The organism is Nonomuraea aurantiaca (assembly GCF_020215705.1).
Classification (GTDB): domain Bacteria; phylum Actinomycetota; class Actinomycetes; order Streptosporangiales; family Streptosporangiaceae; genus Nonomuraea; species Nonomuraea aurantiaca.
Window position 1 is genome coordinate 179770 of the sequence record NZ_JAIWNB010000010.1, and the last position, 14886, is coordinate 194655.

The 14886-nt window shown below is 69.8% G+C and carries 16 protein-coding genes; 8 read left to right on the top strand and 8 right to left on the bottom strand.

Annotation, left to right across the window (positions count from 1 at the left end; translation table 11 throughout):
- The first annotated feature begins 218 nt into the window (after positions 1–218).
- Positions 219–938 carry a PIG-L deacetylase family protein gene (locus LDL49_RS24365; RefSeq protein WP_225293688.1) on the top strand — a complete coding sequence of 240 codons (720 nt, stop codon included), beginning with the start codon at positions 219–221 and terminating at the stop codon, positions 936–938.
- Between the two features lie 76 nt (positions 939–1014).
- Here the strand turns inward: LDL49_RS24365 and LDL49_RS24370 are convergent, their stop codons facing one another.
- Together LDL49_RS24370 and LDL49_RS24375 are read right to left on the bottom strand one after the other, a co-directional pair.
- On the bottom strand, positions 1015–1242 hold the full coding sequence (locus LDL49_RS24370; RefSeq protein WP_225293689.1) for a hypothetical protein: 228 nt from the start codon (positions 1240–1242) through the stop codon (positions 1015–1017).
- A gap of 54 nt (positions 1243–1296) precedes the next feature.
- Positions 1297–2337, bottom strand: coding sequence for a hypothetical protein (locus LDL49_RS24375; protein WP_225293691.1), 1041 nt, complete (start codon positions 2335–2337; stop codon positions 1297–1299).
- Between the two features lie 101 nt (positions 2338–2438).
- Here LDL49_RS24375 and LDL49_RS24380 point away from each other — a divergent pair, with 101 nt between their 5' ends.
- Entirely contained in the window at positions 2439–3212 is a 774-nt protein-coding gene (locus LDL49_RS24380) for a helix-turn-helix transcriptional regulator (RefSeq protein WP_225293693.1), read from the top strand.
- 31 nt (positions 3213–3243) lie between these two features.
- Here LDL49_RS24380 and LDL49_RS24385 read toward each other — a convergent pair whose 3' ends face one another.
- From LDL49_RS24385 to LDL49_RS24410, 6 genes are all read right to left on the bottom strand, one after another.
- Entirely contained in the window at positions 3244–3939 is a 696-nt protein-coding gene (locus LDL49_RS24385; RefSeq protein ID WP_225293695.1) for a CPBP family intramembrane glutamic endopeptidase, read from the bottom strand.
- Between the two features lie 76 nt (positions 3940–4015).
- The gene (locus tag LDL49_RS24390) at positions 4016–4273 is read right to left on the bottom strand and encodes a WhiB family transcriptional regulator (RefSeq protein WP_225293697.1); all 258 of its coding nucleotides are present in this window, start codon (positions 4271–4273) and stop codon (positions 4016–4018) included.
- 108 nt (positions 4274–4381) lie between these two features.
- Positions 4382–5026, bottom strand: a complete 645-nt coding sequence (locus tag LDL49_RS24395; RefSeq protein ID WP_225293699.1) for a neutral zinc metallopeptidase — start codon at positions 5024–5026, stop codon at positions 4382–4384.
- Entirely contained in the window at positions 5023–6423 is a 1401-nt protein-coding gene (locus LDL49_RS24400) for a glutamate-cysteine ligase family protein (protein WP_225293701.1), read from the bottom strand. Before LDL49_RS24400 ends, LDL49_RS24395 begins: the two co-directional genes overlap by 4 nt.
- A gap of 184 nt (positions 6424–6607) precedes the next feature.
- The gene (locus LDL49_RS24405; RefSeq protein ID WP_225293703.1) at positions 6608–7240 is read right to left on the bottom strand and encodes a response regulator; all 633 of its coding nucleotides are present in this window, start codon (positions 7238–7240) and stop codon (positions 6608–6610) included.
- The gene (locus tag LDL49_RS24410; RefSeq protein ID WP_225293705.1) at positions 7237–8445 is read right to left on the bottom strand and encodes an ATP-binding protein; all 1209 of its coding nucleotides are present in this window, start codon (positions 8443–8445) and stop codon (positions 7237–7239) included. The genes LDL49_RS24405 and LDL49_RS24410 overlap by 4 nt, the downstream gene beginning before the upstream one ends.
- Positions 8446–8558: 113 nt before the next feature.
- Here LDL49_RS24410 and LDL49_RS24415 point away from each other — a divergent pair, with 113 nt between their 5' ends.
- The 6 genes from LDL49_RS24415 (at position 8559) to LDL49_RS24440 (ending at position 14886) form a co-directional block, all read left to right on the top strand.
- Positions 8559–10190: a PspC domain-containing protein gene (locus tag LDL49_RS24415; protein WP_225293707.1), complete on the top strand. Its 1632-nt coding sequence runs from the start codon at positions 8559–8561 to the stop codon at positions 10188–10190.
- Complete coding sequence (locus LDL49_RS24420) at positions 10180–10383, top strand: hypothetical protein (protein WP_225293708.1); 204 nt, start codon at positions 10180–10182, stop codon at positions 10381–10383. The genes LDL49_RS24415 and LDL49_RS24420 overlap by 11 nt, the downstream gene beginning before the upstream one ends.
- Before the next feature lie 71 nt (positions 10384–10454).
- On the top strand, positions 10455–10937 hold the full coding sequence (locus tag LDL49_RS24425; protein ID WP_225293710.1) for a (2Fe-2S)-binding protein: 483 nt from the start codon (positions 10455–10457) through the stop codon (positions 10935–10937).
- Positions 10934–13249 carry a xanthine dehydrogenase family protein molybdopterin-binding subunit gene (locus LDL49_RS24430; protein WP_225293712.1) on the top strand — a complete coding sequence of 772 codons (2316 nt, stop codon included), beginning with the start codon at positions 10934–10936 and terminating at the stop codon, positions 13247–13249. The genes LDL49_RS24425 and LDL49_RS24430 overlap by 4 nt, the downstream gene beginning before the upstream one ends.
- Entirely contained in the window at positions 13246–14100 is an 855-nt protein-coding gene (locus LDL49_RS24435; RefSeq protein ID WP_225293973.1) for an FAD binding domain-containing protein, read from the top strand. Before LDL49_RS24430 ends, LDL49_RS24435 begins: the two co-directional genes overlap by 4 nt.
- 75 nt (positions 14101–14175) lie before the next feature.
- Positions 14176–14886, top strand: a complete 711-nt coding sequence (locus LDL49_RS24440; RefSeq protein WP_225293713.1) for an SRPBCC family protein — start codon at positions 14176–14178, stop codon at positions 14884–14886.

Consider the following 14886-nt stretch of genomic DNA (forward strand, 5'->3'; position numbering starts at 1 on the left):
CTCTCCACCGACAAACGGCGCCTCGACGCCTGGAATCCCACCCCCAAAAAACCGACAATCCACTCCAAACCCCTGGACCGCGGCCCCCGCCACCGCAGCCCATCCGCCTGGCCGCCCGGAAACCGTGACGGCGGATCCATCGATCGCCGGCGCCGGCAGCCCGGAATGTCGGCCGCGAACCGCTGGTTGTCGTCAGTGAACGATCCGAAAGGGAGAAGATGCTCGCCGACAACGAGATCAACCGGGTACTTGTCGTGACCGCGCACCCCGACGACGCCGACTTCGGCGCCGCGGGCACGGTCGCCCTCTTCGTCGATCGGGGGGTCGAGGTCACCTACCTGCTGGTCACGGACGGCGACGCGGGCGGCAACGAACGTACGCTCGACAACACCGGCATGGCCGAACTACGCAGAGCCGAACAGACGGCCGCCGCCAAGGCGGTGGGCGTCACGGACGTCCGCTTCCTCGGCCACGCGGACGGCACGGTGGTGCCGTCGCTGGAGCTGCGCAAGGACATCGCCAGGGTCATCCGCCAGGTACGCCCCGACCTGGTGATCACCCACCACCCCGACCGCAACTACCAGTTCATCGCCCCCAGTCACCCCGACCACCGCGCGGTGGGCGGCTCCACCCTCGACGCCGTCTACCCCGACGCGCGCAACCCGTACGCCTTCCCCGAGTTGGTCAAGGACGAGGGCCTGGACGCCTGGACGGTCCGTGAGGTCTGGCTCATGGGCGGCTCCACCCCCAACCATTGGACGGACATCACAGAGGCGATCGACCGCAAGCTGGCGGCCCTGCTGTCGCACGTCAGCCAGGTGGGACACGTGGAGGGCTTCGCCGACTTCGTGAAGACCCGCTTCGCCGCGTGGGCCGAACAGGCCGGCTTCGGCGAGGGCCACTACGCGGAGGGCTTCCAAACCGTCACAACGGCCTGACCCCCCTCCGGGCCATCCCCCTGAGCCGGATGTAACCCCCGCGGAGCGATTGCGCGCGTCCTTCACCAGCCGCCCCTCAGTGGTGGGGCAGCTGCGGGTACACCACAAGAAAGAAGATGACGAGAGCCACGACGGCGATGATGACTTGCGTCCCGAGGCTCAGGTCGTCCTTGTCGCTGTTACGGCGGGCACGCCATTCTTCGCGATCGCGCCTGCGCGCCGACTCGTCGGTGGAGCGCCGGACCATTTCCCGCTGGTGGTCTATCCGCCGGGAGCTCTCCCGCTGGTAGTCATCGAAAGGCATCTGCTCACTCCTTCTGAGTTGCGCCACCTGGCTGCCCCGCCTACGAGACACGCCCTAATCGCGGCCGTATATCCGAATACGGAAGTTCCACTGTCCGGAGTTGTCGGACAGATCGGGGTCGTTGACGCCGAACAGCAGCCGGACGGGCCGGGCGTCGGTCCAGAGCATGCATCCGCCGAGGGCCGTCGCCTGCACGGGATCGCCTATCCAGCCGACCGGGTTGTTGTTGAAGCGCAGGATGGGCGACAACTCGAACAGGTCGGGGTACGGCCAGCCGGTGGCGGCGGCCGGTCTGCTGGTGCCGTTGGGACCGTGGTCGGCGAAGAAGTAGTCCATGCGGGCTCTGCTCGCGTAATCGGGTTCGAGGCGCAGGACGTCCCCTTGCCTCAGGAAGTTGCCCGGCGTAGGCCCCGTGGGGAAACTGCCGAAACTGCCGTTGCCGGCGACTCCCAGGGAGGTGTCGGCCCGATCCCGCGGCCCGGTCGCCGGCAGGTTCCGGCCGCACCTGTCCATGGGGCCGGTGGTCGGGGCGGATGCCTTCCAGATCAGCACGTGGAAGGTCCAGGCGCCGTGGTTGTCGCCCGTCTTGGGGTCGTTCACGCCGAAGGAGAACCTGGCCGGGGCGTTGTCCTGGAAGACCGTGCAGTGATTGAACGCGGTCGCCTGCCGCGCGTCGCTCGTCCAGCCTCCGGGTTTGTTGTTGAAGCGCAGCACGGCCGAGTACTGGGCCAGGCCGGGGTAGGGCCATCCCTGGGTCGCGACCTGCCCGTTGCCGTCGGGGCCGAGGCTGCCGCCCTCCCAGTCGTCAGGATCCACTCGCGAACTCATGTCCGGGATGATCTGGAACACGTCACCCGGCTCGATGATGTTGCTCGGGTCGCGGCCAACGGGGACCCCGCCGCCGCCGTTGCCCCAAACGAGCAGGTGCGGGATGTCGTGGTTCGCGACCTGGCCCTCGGTACATCGGCGCATCGCGTCGAGGGGGCTGGCGTAGGCGGGCACCTCCGTCACCGCCGTCACCGCCGTCAGCGTGGTGGTGACGAGCAGCGCGGCTCCCGCCAGGCGTAATCCGAAACGGATAGTTCCTCGCGTCATGTCCCACACTGTCCCGCCGCTCGGCCGTGCCGGTGAATACGAAGAAGTGCGTACTTCCTATTCGCCGTGCCAGATGGTAATCGTTCATGCACAATGCGCCCATGACGTCTTTGTTCAGGGAGGATGGCAGACGCATTCACGACCTGGCGATGGACATCCTCACGGCGAGGGAGCCGGTACGCGTCTGGCCCCTGCTGATGGAGCGGCTGACGACGGACCTGCCGGGAGATCTGGCGGTGCTCATCGACCTGGATTGGGCGGCGGGCACCGGGCACGCGCTGACCGGGTCGCCCGACTGGTTGCACCAAGCACCGCTGGACGCCCTCATCCATTCCCACATGCGTGCGCACCCGCTGCTCCGTCACTACGCACGAACCGGAGACCGAACACCTCTGGCCATGGACGACGTCGCCGACGGCGACTGGTGGAGGAGCGAGGCCTACCACGCGGGCAGGGCGGCGATCGGCATCGACCGCCAGCTCGCCCTGCCTCTGGACTCCCGGCCCGGTCAGATCCGCGGCGTCATCATGAGCCGCGATGGCACCGGCTACAGCGGCCGGGATCTCGAATACGCCGGTCTCGCGCGTTCACTCCTCAACACGGTCGACGCACACGAGAAGGTGGTGTTCCGCCTGTCCGAGCTCGCGGACCCGGCCGAGCACAGGATCACCCTGCGCGAGATGGCGGTTCTGATGCTCCTGAGCGAAGGGCTGACCGCGTACGCCATCGGCCGCCGGCTCAGCATCAAGGAGGCGACGGTGAACAAGCACAAGGAGAACCTCTACCGCAAGCTGGGCGTGCACGACCGGGTGATGGCGCTGCAGAAGGCCCGCTCGCTCGGCCTCCTCCCATCCGGCCGCGCCAACCCGCCGTGAGTCGACGTCGAGCCGACGACTCGGAGCGATCTCATTTGGTGGGCGCGGGCGGCTTTCCGGCGATTCGGGCGAAGAGGTAGCCGAGAGAGTTGGTCGCCAGGTGCAGCATGGTCGGGGCCGTCAAGCCGCCTTGGCGGCGTAGTTCGCAGAACAGGACGCCTGCGGCGGCCGTCGACGCCACACTGCCCGCCACCACGCGGGCCGTGTCCAGGCGGCCGGGGGTCTCGCCGGCCGCCAGGGCGCCGAGTGCCGGGTTGGCGCGGGACATGTCGATGGCCGGGAGGATGTGCCACAGCCCGAACAGCACCGACGACACCGCTGTCGCGGCGACGGTCCCGTGGGTACGGCGAAGCATGCCGTACAGGACGCCGCGGAAACCCATCTCCTCCAGCAGGACCGTGCCCAGAGGGACCTGGACCAGCGCCTCCTCCAGGACGCGTGCGCGCGACAGCGACAGGGCGCGGTCGTCCTGGAACAGCGGCCGGGTGCGTGGCATCGCGACCCCGGCCGTGTAGACGGCGGCGACACCCGCTGCCAGGGCGCCGCCGATCGCCGCGCCCCTTGGCCCGTGCTCGAACCCGAGCTCCTGCCATGACACCCCGGACCGTCGCGCCATCGCCACCAGGGCGGCGGTCGCGGCGGCGGAGGTCAGGGGGGCGAGGCGGGGCGCCACCCGGTTGTTGAGGACGTTGGCCACGGCCAGCACGGCGATCGAGCGAAGCAGCACTCCTGCAGGCTACGTCGCCCTCGCCCGTCACGGGCCGTGCCAGGCGCAGCCCACACGTGGCCCACGATGCTCGGCGCTAGCTGGCGGCTGGGCTGCGCCAGCCGGAGGGGAAGCGGGAGCGTCGGCGCTCCTCCGGGGTCAGGCCGCCCCAGATGCCGTCCGTTTCCCCTGCCGTCAGCGCGTAGGAGCGGCACTCGGTCAGGACCTGGCAGGTGGCGCAGACCGCTTTGGCGCGGGCCTCCTGGGTGGCGGAGGGCGCGAGCGGGAAGAACAGCTCAGGATCACTGGATCTGCAGGCACCCCCGCGCAGCCAGCCGATCTCTCCCAATGGCATGGGACAACGGTATGCCGACGTCATGATCGGCCGCATCATCCTTTGGGTTGACACGCGCATACATCCCCAGCAGGCCCTCGCCCATCAACCGCGAACCCCGACAAAAGATCAGCAGGCGCCTACTCCGCCGTTGAGGCCGTTGGCGAAGGACTGCTGGCGTTGCTGGGCCGTGCCGTGGGCGCTGGGATTGAGCCAGTCGTCCGTCGGGTCGCCCGCCGCCTCCAGGTTCAGGAACAGCTCGTCCTCGTCCCCCGGCTCCGCCCGCAGCGCGCCCGAGCTGACGAGCGACGCCAGCGTGCCGCCCGCGTAGCAGTCGGCCTGCAGCTCCGCCTGTACGTTCAGCTCGAAGCCGGCCCGCAGCTGCGCCTGCACCGAATGTCCGAACTCATGGGGGATGATCAGGTAGACCGAGCCGTCTCCCATCTCGCTCCAGAGCGACTTCATCCAGTCCTGGTCATAGGCAATGAAATGTCCGTCAGGGCAGTAGAAGGCATTGTTCGGAACGGCAGGCTGGCCGCCGCAATTCGGCCCTGATTTCCCGGAATAGGGTACGAAATCGGTAATAGGGCGGTAAGTCCTGCCGAGGGCGCTGAACTGCTGCTTCCAGAATGCCTCCGTCAGCTCCCGCGCCGTCCGCACGTCACCCTCGAACGTGTCGGCCCCTGACGCGTCCATGGAAGCGGGCCGGGACAGCCCGCACGCGGCCAGGAGGAACACCAGGACAAGGGCCAGGGGTCTTCTGAAAGGCGTCACACTTCCCAAGTGTGCACCGGCTCGTTGCCGTGCATCCGCTCGATGTACTCGAGCGTCATCGACCGCAGCGCCTCGTGCCGGTCGCCGCCGTGCGCCTGGACCCGTTCCACCTGCCAGGTCGCTCCGGTACGGCCGGACAGGCACCGGCCCTCGATGATCCCGAGCAGCCTGTCGGCCACGGGCCGGTCCACGCCCCACTTGCCGAGTCCCTCGTGGGCCAGCGGGAGCAGGCGGCGCAGGATCAGCTCGCCCGCGGACACCTCTCCCAGTCCCGGCCAGTAGAGACGTGCGTCGAGGCCGTGCCTGGCCGCGCTGTTCAGGTTGTCCTCGGCGGCGGCGAACGACATCTGGCTCCAGATCGGCCGCTCGGCATGCGGGAGTACGGCCATCAACCCGTAGTAGAAGGCCGCGTTGGCCGCGATGTCGACCACGGACGGCCCGGCGGGCAGCACCCGGTTCTCCACCCGAAGGTGCGGAGTGCCACCGACCACCGCGTACACCGGCCGGTTCCACCGGTAGATCGTGCCGTTGTGCAGGGTCATCTCGTGCAGCTCGGGGATGCGGCCCTGCTCCAGCTCGGCCCGCGGGTCCTCGTCCTCGCAGAGCGGCAGCAGCGCCGGGTAGTACCGGACGTTCTCCTCGAACAGGTCGAACACGCTGGTGATCCACCGCTCGCCGAACCAGACGCGCGGACGTACGCCCTGGGCCTTCAGCTCGGCGGGACGGGTGTCCGTCGCCTGCTCGAACAGCGTGATCCTGGTCTCGCGGTGCAACTCCTTGCCGAACAGGTACGGCGAGTTGGCGGCGACGGCCACCTGTGCCCCGGCGATGGCCTGGGCGGCGTTCCAGTGCGCGGCGAACTGCTCCGGACTGACCTGCAGGTGGAGCTGCACGCTGGTGCACGCGGCCTCGGGCGCGACGCTGTCGGCGTGGGTGTCGAGGCGCTCTATGCCCTCGATCGACAGGTGTAGGTCCTCACCGCGGGCGGCGAAGATCTGCTCGTTGAGCAGCCGGTAGCGCGGGTTGGCCGACAGCGTGCCCTCGCCGATGTCCTGCTCGCGCAGCGTGGGCAGGATGCCGATCAGGACCAGGTGGCCGCCCTCGGACTGGGCGCGCTCCTCGGCGTGGTTGAGCCGCGCCCTGACGTCGTTCTCCAGCCTGAGCGGCCCGTCGCCGCCCAGCTCCTGGGGCTCGATGTTGATCTCGATGTTGAACTGGCCCAGCTCGGTGGCCCAGTCGGGCTGCTCGATCGCGGCGAGCACCTCGGCGTTGCGCATGACCGCCTCGCCCGCGGCGTCCACGATGTTGAGCTCGATCTCCAGCCCGGCGAGGGGCCGATCGACCTCGAAGCGGGCATCGCGGAGCATCTGGGCGAAGACGTCCAGGCATCGTCGCACTTTTTCCCGATATTTCCGACGATCGTCCCGACTGAACACGACGACCGGCACGTCCCTGCCCATTCTGGAAATGTCGCACGCCAGAGCCAACTAAGCCAGCATTTCGGCCCGACAAAACCGACACACGCCGCCTCTGACCCAGAAAAGCCGCCAGACCAGACGCCGGTCCGAGTTCGCGAAACCGCTAGACCAGACGCCGCGCGGTGGCCCAGCGGGACAGCTCGTGCCGGTTGGACAGCTGGAGTTTGCGCAGCACCGACGACACGTGCGTCTCGACCGTCTTGACCGAGATGAACAGCTCCTTGGCGATCTCCTTGTAGGCATAGCCGCGGGCGATCAGCCGGAGCACCTCGCGCTCGCGCTGCGTCAGCGAGTCGAGCTCGGGGTCGATCGACGGCGCCTCCGACGAGGCGAACGCGTCGAGCACGAACCCGGCCAGCCGCGGCGAGAAGACCGCGTCGCCGTCGGCCACCCGGCGGATGGCGTCGGTCAGCTCGGTGCCGCTGATGTTCTTGGTCACGTAGCCGCGGGCGCCGCCGCGGATCACGCCGATCACGTCCTCGGCCGCGTCGGACACCGACAGGGCCAGGAAGCGTACCTGCGACCCGGCGCCGAGCACCCTGCGCAGGACCTCCTGCCCGCCGCCGCCGGGCATGTGCACGTCGAGCAGGACCACGTCGGGGGCGAGCTCGGCGATCGCCTTGACCGCCGTCTCGACGTCCTCGGCCTCTCCGACGACCTGGATCGAGTCGCCCAGCTCGGCCCGTACGCCGGAACGGAACAGCCGGTGATCGTCGACGATCAGCACCCTGGTCATTGCCTCTCCACCTTCATCGTCAACATCACTTCCGTGCCCTCACCGGGCTCGGTGCGCACCCTGGCGGCGCCGCCGTGACGCTCCATTCTCCCGATGATGGACTCTCTGATCCCCATTCTGTCGAGAGGCACCGCGTCGAGGTCGAATCCCTTGCCACGATCCTTCACGAAAATCGTGGCTTCTTCGCCCTCTACCTCGGCATAGACGGAAATAGACGGACTGCCAGAGTACTTGGCCGCGTTGACCATCGACTGCCTCGACGCCTTCAGCATGGCGCCGAGCTTGCCGGCCGAGTCGAGCTCGATGTCGCCCACGCAGACCACCTCGATCGGCACGCCGTGCGCGTCCTCCTCTTCCGCGGCGATCCTGCGTACGGCCGCGGCGAGCGTCGCGTCGGCGTCCTGGGCGGGCTGGTAGAGCCAGTTGCGCAGGTCGCGCTCCTGCGCGCGGGCGAGCCTGGTGACCTCGCGCGGGTCGTGCGCGACGCGCTGGATCAGCGTGAGCGTGTGCAGGACCGAGTCGTGCACCATCGCCGCGACCTCGGCCCGCTCCTCCGACCTGATGCGGTCGCGCCGCTCCAGCTGGAGCTCCTTCCACAGGCCCGCGAGCCAGGGCGCGGCGATGACCGCCAGGCCGCCGACCACCACGATGGTGAACATCAGGCCGGGCTTGGCCGCGGACAGCTCCCCTTGAGCGGCCAGGAAGCCCGCCGCACCGATGACGACGAGGGCGATGCCGAGCAGTGTGCGGACCCGGTTCTTCCTGATGCTCTTCGTCGCCCCGCTCACCCAGCTGCGGCGGCGTTCGGGATCGGCCTGCTGCCACAGGATGAGCGCGCCGATGCCGACCACGGCGAACGGCAGGATGGCGATGCCCCCCTGGGAGGCGCCGGTCAGCCAGCCGAACGCGAACAGCGCCACGCCGATCGCGCTGAACGCCGCGAGCTGGCTCCAGTCGCGTTGCGGCGGCTGCCCCTCGTACGGCACGCGGGGCGTGATCATCCAGAGCGCCGCGTACGCCACCCCGCCCACCCCGCCGACCACGCTGAGCAGCACGAACATCAGCCTGATCACCACGGGATCGAGCTTCAGCTGAGCCGCCAGCCCTTGTGCCACGCCACCGAGCAGCCGGCCCTCCATGGGGCGCATCATCCGGCGGTAGGGCGCGTCGCCACCGGCTTGGGCAAGAATTTTCTGGTCCGCCATAACATCGCCATCGTCACATGTCCGCCGCGTTGAGGACATCAGGGAACAACCCCCGGGTCGGGTCAGGGGTCTCCCGGATGCAGACGGCGGGCCGGTGGGGCCACGATAGTGGCATGACAGAAGCACCACCGAAGGAACCGGCCGCTCCGCCGACCGCGCTGCGACGTAGCAGCGAGGGGCGCTTCCTCATGGGAGTCTGCGCCGGCCTCGGGCGATACACGGGGATCGACCCGGTGGTGTTCCGCGTGGCCTTCGCGGTGCTGCTCTTCGGCTCCGGGATGGGGCTGTTCCTGTACATCGCGGCGTTCCTGCTGATGAAGGAGCCGAACGGACGGCCCGGCTACATCGAGCAGTGGACCGGGCGTGACTTCGACGCCGCCACCGTGCTGGCGCTGCTGACGGCGGTGCTCGCCGCCGGGCTCGGCCTCAACCTGGCGACGGTCTGGCTCGACTCGGGCACGCTGGTGGTCGGCATGATGCTGGCCATCGGGCTGCTCGCGGCGCACACCAACGGCGTGGACCTGCTCGGCCTGGTCCGGTCGATGCCCGAGCGGCTCACCCGCCGCGCCCGGCCGGGCGCGCCCGGGCCGTACCTGAACGACTTCACGTATTCGCCCATTCCCGGCCACACCCCGCCCACGACGAGCTATGCGCGGCCCCGCCCGGCCGCCGAGCCGTACCCACGCGAACCCGTGACGGAGACGGTGACGCCGGCGGAGACGGTGACCGCGTCTCCCGCCGGATCGGAGCCGCCGACCGCCCCGACGCGCGTCAACCCCGTCCCCGCCGACGTGCCGATCGACGACCGGGCCACCGACGAGCCGGCGGAAGCACCGATCGACAGGCCGGCCGAGCCGACGCGAGCGCCGAGCGACAGGCCGGCCGATGAGCCGGCCGCCGTGCGCGCGGAGCCGTACGAGAGAGCGGCGCCCGACCAGCGGGCGGAGCCGTTCCAGAGGCCCGCCCCCGAGACCCCGCCGCGCTCGAGGACCGCACTCACCTACGGCGAGCCGTTCGCGCCGAACGGCCCCTTCCAGCCGCTCGACCCGCGCCGGCGGGCCAGCGGCTACTCGCCGTACGACCCCGCCCTGTACGGCAGGCAGACACCCCCGCCCCGCCAGAAGCAGAAGCGGCCCAGATCGTTCATCGGCGCCATGACCATGTTGCTGGCAATCATCATTGGAGGGATCGTCGTGGCGGTCCAAGCCAGGTCCGCCTCGGGGGCCAGTCCCACCTTGGTCGGCGGCGCCGTACTCGTCACCATCGGCGCCGGGCTGCTCATCGCCGCCTGGTGGGGTCGCGGCGCGGGACTGGTCGCGGCCGGCACCCTGGTCGCCCTGCTGATCGGCCTCGGCATGATGGTCGGCGACCTGCCGCGGAATGTCGGCGACTCCGTCTGGCGGCCGACCACCGTGGCGGAGGCGAGCCGGATCTACGACGTGGGCGTCGGGGACGGCCGGCTCGACCTGTCCGAGCTCAAGCTCACGCCGGGCGCGAATCTGACGGTCAACGCCAAGGTCTCGATCGGCGAGCTGACCGTGATCGTGCCACCGACGACACGGGTCGAGGTGCACGCCACCAACAAGGTCGGCGACATCAAGGTGGACCAGTCGCTCAGAGGCGGCGTCGACGTCAAGTTCGACAAGGTGCTGGAGCCCGACACGCGGCCGAAGGGCGCCGTCCCGACCATTGTGCTGAACCTGCGGGGCGGCTTCGGCGACATGGAGGTGCGGCGTGCCGCGTGAGGTCGACAAGCCGCGCAGGGTGCACCGGACGGACTGGATGGCACTGCTGAGCGGCACGCTCTTCGTGGTGCTCGGCATCCTGCTCCTGACCCGCGCGATCACGGACCCCCTGGTCCTGGTGTCTCTGGTGATCATCGGGCTGGGCTTCGCGGGGCTCGTCGCCGTAATCGCGCGGGTGATCCGCGGCAAGTAACCCTTGACCGGGGCAAACACCGGCGTACGTTGGGCCTTGTCCGCCTTTCCCGCGCTCCTCTGGGAGGACGTATGCCTCGCATGGCCATCACCGTCGACGGAGTCAAGTACGAGGAGGAAGTCGAGCCGCGGCTCCTTCTCGTCCACCTGCTACGAGAACGTCTGGGCAAGACCGGCACCCCGGTCGGCTGCGACACCAGCAACTGCGGCGCCTGCACCGTCATGCTCGACGGCAAGAGTGTGAAGAGCTGCTCGGTGCTCGCCGTGCAGGCCGACGGCTGCGACGTCGTCACCATCGAGGGACTGGGCGCCAACGGGTCGATGCACCCGATGCAGCAGGCCTTCCACGAGGAACACGCCCTGCAGTGCGGCTACTGCACCCCCGGCATGGTCATGGCCGCGATCGACCTGCTCAGGGACAATCCGGACCCGTCGGAGGACGCCATCAGGGAGGGCCTGGAAGGCAACCTCTGCCGGTGCACCGGCTACTGCAACATCGTCCGCGCGGTACGCCGGGGCGCGCAGGAGATGGGCCAGGCGGTGAGGACGTCATGACCGAGGTGGGCAAGGCGAGGAAGCGCAAGGAGGACCGGCGGCTGCTGACGGGGCATACCCAGTGGACCGACAACCTGCGGCAGCCGGGGATGCTGCACGTCATGTTCCTGCGCAGCCCGATGGCGCACGCGCGGATCACCCGGGTCGACGTCTCGGCGGCACGCGACCTGCCGGGCGTCGTGGCGGCGTTCGGCGGCCAGGACTTCGCCGCCGAGCAGGGCAGCCTGCCGTGCGCCTGGCCGGTGAGCGAGGACATCGTGATCCCCGACCACCCGCCGATGGCCGTGTCGGAGGTGCGCTACGTGGGCGAGGCCGTCGCCTGCGTGGTGGCCACCGACCACTACCTGGCGGCGGACGCGCTGGAGGCGATCGAGGTCGACTACGAGCCGCTGCCGGCCGTACTCGACATGAACGAGGCGCTCGCCCCCGACAGCCCCAAGGTGCACGAGGCGGGCAACCAGGCGTACACCGTGAAGATCACCTCGGGTGACGTCGAGGCGGCCTTCAGGGACGCGCCCGTGGTCATCGACCGGACCTACATCCAGCAGCGGCTCATCCCGAGCGCGATGGAGCCGCGGGCGGTGCTCGCCGGCACCGACGGCGACTCCTTCACGCTCTGGTCGTCCACGCAGATCCCGCACGTCCTGCGCGTCATGCTGGCCGTGGTGACCGGCATCCCGGAGCACAAGATCCGGGTGATCGCGCCCGACGTGGGCGGCGGGTTCGGCTCCAAGCTCCAGGTCACCGCGGAAGAGGTGCTGTGCCTGCTGCTCACCAAGCGGCTGGGCAAGCCGGTCAAGTGGACGGAGTCCCGCTCCGAGGGCAACCTGACCGTGCACCACGGCCGCGACCAGATCCAGCACCTCAGGCTGGCGGCCGAGGCCGACGGGCGGATCCGCGGGCTGCAGGTGGAGCTACTGGCCGACATGGGCGCCTACCTGATGCTGGTCACGCCCGGCATACCGATGCTCGGCGCGTCGATGTTCAACGCCATCTACAAGATGGACGCCTACGAGTTCGGCTGTACGGGCGTCTTCACCACGAAGATGCCGACCGACGCCTATCGGGGCGCGGGCCGGCCCGAGGCGACGTACGGCATCGAACGGGTCATGGACGAGCTGGCCGCCGAGCTGCGCCTGGACCCGCTGGAGGTACGGCGGCGCAACTGGATCAAGCACGACGAGTTCCCGTACACCACCATCTCCGGGCTGACCTACGACTCGGGCAACTACGAGGCGGCGACGGACAAGGCGATGGCGCTGTTCGGCTACGACAAGCTGCGCGCCGAACAGGCCGACCGGCGCGACCGGGGCGACCCGGTCCAGCTCGGGATCGGCGTGAGCACGTTCACCGAGATGTGCGGGCTGGCCCCGTCCCGGATGCTCGGCGCGGCCAACTACGGCGCGGGCGGCTGGGAGCACGGCTCGGTACGCATGCTGCCGACCGGCAAGGTCGAGGTCATCACCGGCACCTCCCCGCACGGCCAGGGCCACGCGACGGCGTGGAGCCAGATCACGGCCGACGCGCTCGGCGTGCCGTTCGAGGACATCACGGTGCTGCACGGCGACACGGCGATCGCGCACAAGGGCATGGACACCTACGGCTCGCGCTCGCTGACGGTCGGCGGCATCGCTGTGCTCAAGGCGTGTGACAAGGTCAAGGACAAGGCCAGGAAGCTCGCCTCGCACCTGCTCGAATGCGCGCCCGACGACCTGGAGTTCGCCGAGGGCGTGTTCAAGGTGAAGGGCACCGACTCCCAGAAGACCATCCAGGAGCTGGCCTACGCCGCGTTCACCGCCCACGACCTGCCCGAGGGCGTCGAGGCCGGGCTCGACTCCGACGCCACCTTCGACCCGGAGAACTACTCCTTCCCGCACGGCACGCACCTGTGCGCGGTGGAGGTGGACACCGAGACCGGCATGGCGAAGATCCGCTCGTACGTGGCGGTCGACGACGTGGGTGCGGTGGTCAACCCGCTGATCGTCGAGGGCCAGATCCACGGCGGCATCGCGCAGGGCGTCGCGCAGGCGCTGTACGAGGAGGCCGTCTACGACTCGGAGGGCAACCTGCTCACCACCACGATGGCCGACTACCTGCTGCCGACGGCGATGGACCTGCCGGACTTCGTCACCGACCGGACCGAGACCCCGGCCACCAGCAATCCCCTGGGTGCCAAGGGCGTCGGCGAGGCCGGCACGATCGCCTCGACCCCGGCGGTCGTCAACGCCATCGTCGACGCGCTGCGACCACGCGGCATCCACGACATCCAGATGCCATGTACACCCGAGCGGATCTGGAGGGCGCTGCGATGATCCCGGCCCAGTTCGACTACGTCCGCGCCGGCTCGCTCGGCGAGGCCGTCCAGGAGCTCGCCGCCGACGAGGACGCCAAGGTCCTCGCCGGTGGCCAGTCACTCCTCCCGCTGCTCCGGCTCCGGCTGGCCTACCCGTCGAAGCTGGTCGACGTGGGCCGCCTGCCCGAGCTGACGGGCGTGCACGACCGTGGCGACCACGTCTTCATCGGCGCGATGGCCACGCACGACGAGGTGCTGCGCTCCGGCGTGGTCAACGCCGACTGCCCGCTGGTGGCGCAGGCCACCGCGACGGTCGCCGATCCCGCCGTACGCCACCGCGGCACGTTCGGCGGCTCGCTGGCGCACTGCGACCCGGCGGGCGACCTGCCCGCGGTGGTCCTGGCGCTGGAGGGCGTCTTCGTGGCCAGGTCGGCCGAGGGCGAGCGGGAGATCCCCGCCGCCGAGTTCTTCGTCGACTACCTGGAGTCGGCGCTGGGGCCGGGAGAGGTCCTGGTCGGGGTGCGGCTCCCGAAGCTCGGCGCCGGCTGGGGCTACCACTACGAGAAGTTCCACCGGACCGCGCAGTCGTGGGCCACCGTCGGAGTGGCCGCGGCGGTCAAGCGTTCCAACGGAGCGATCGAGGAGGCGCGGATCGGCCTGACCAACATGGGCCCGACGCCCGTGCGGGCCCGCGTGGTCGAGACCGCTCTGCGGGGTATGCAGATGGGTGATGACGTACGGCGGGCGTGCGAGGAGGCGGCGGCCGGCACCTCTCCGCCCTCCGACCTGCACGCCCAACCCGACTATCGCCGGCACCTGGCCAGGGTGCTGACCCATCGCGCGATACTCCACGCCGCCGGGTCTCCCTGACCGGTTCGAGGGGGCGCCCTTTCGGGGCGCCCCTTCTCAGACGTAATGTCGCAATCAGCGGAGAGGAGCGGATCCATGGCGATGCGGTTCGAGCATGAGTTCAGCGTTCCGGTGCCGGTCGAGCAGGCGTGGGCCGTGCTGCTCGATGTCGGACGGGTCGCGCCGTGCCTGCCGGGGGCGTCACTCGACCTCTTCGAGGGCGACGAGTTCACCGGCCGGATGAAGGTCAAGGTCGGCCCGATCACCGTGACCTACCGTGGCGTGGCCAGGTTCGAGAACGTGGACAAGGACGCCCATACACTCACCATCCAGGCGTCGGGCAAGGAGGCGCGCGGCGCGGGGACGGCCTCGGCGACCGTCAAGGCCACGCTGACGCCGCGCGACGGGTCCACCACGGTCCTGGTGGAGACGTCGTTCAACGTGACCGGCCGGCCCGCCCAGTTCGGGCGCGGGGTCATGGCCGAGGTCGGCGCGAAGCTCATCGACAGGTTCGCCGCCAACCTCGCGCAACTGCTGACCGAGCCGGCTCACGAGGCACCCGCCGTACCAGCGGCCCCGGAGCCCCTGGAGCCTGGGGAGAGTGAGCCGCGGCTGAGCGTGGTGCCCGGTCCCGAGGAGGACGTCCGGCCCGCCGGGACGCTGCGTACGTCGCGCACGCCCGACGAGGAGGCGCTCGACCTGCTGGAGATCGCCGGGACACCGCTACTGAAGCGCCTGGCACCCGTCGCCGGGGCGATCGCGGGGCTGCTGCTCCTCGGCTGGCTGATCAGACGCCTCATGCGCTGA

Coding starts and splice junctions, on each gene's coding strand:
- LDL49_RS24375 (WP_225293691.1), bottom strand. CDS start 2,337: ATGACGCGAGGAACTATCCGTTTCGGATTACGCCTGGCGGGAGCCGCG.
- LDL49_RS24410 (WP_225293705.1), bottom strand. CDS start 8,445: ATGGCGGACCAGAAAATTCTTGCCCAAGCCGGTGGCGACGCGCCCTAC.
- LDL49_RS24380 (WP_225293693.1), top strand. CDS start 2,439: ATGACGTCTTTGTTCAGGGAGGATGGCAGACGCATTCACGACCTGGCG.
- LDL49_RS24415 (WP_225293707.1), top strand. CDS start 8,559: ATGACAGAAGCACCACCGAAGGAACCGGCCGCTCCGCCGACCGCGCTG.
- LDL49_RS24405 (WP_225293703.1), bottom strand. CDS start 7,240: ATGACCAGGGTGCTGATCGTCGACGATCACCGGCTGTTCCGTTCCGGC.
- LDL49_RS24365 (WP_225293688.1), top strand. CDS start 219: ATGCTCGCCGACAACGAGATCAACCGGGTACTTGTCGTGACCGCGCAC.
- LDL49_RS24430 (WP_225293712.1), top strand. CDS start 10,934: ATGACCGAGGTGGGCAAGGCGAGGAAGCGCAAGGAGGACCGGCGGCTG.
- LDL49_RS24435 (WP_225293973.1), top strand. CDS start 13,246: ATGATCCCGGCCCAGTTCGACTACGTCCGCGCCGGCTCGCTCGGCGAG.
- LDL49_RS24370 (WP_225293689.1), bottom strand. CDS start 1,242: ATGCCTTTCGATGACTACCAGCGGGAGAGCTCCCGGCGGATAGACCAC.
- LDL49_RS24390 (WP_225293697.1), bottom strand. CDS start 4,273: ATGCCATTGGGAGAGATCGGCTGGCTGCGCGGGGGTGCCTGCAGATCC.
- LDL49_RS24425 (WP_225293710.1), top strand. CDS start 10,455: ATGCCTCGCATGGCCATCACCGTCGACGGAGTCAAGTACGAGGAGGAA.
- LDL49_RS24440 (WP_225293713.1), top strand. CDS start 14,176: ATGGCGATGCGGTTCGAGCATGAGTTCAGCGTTCCGGTGCCGGTCGAG.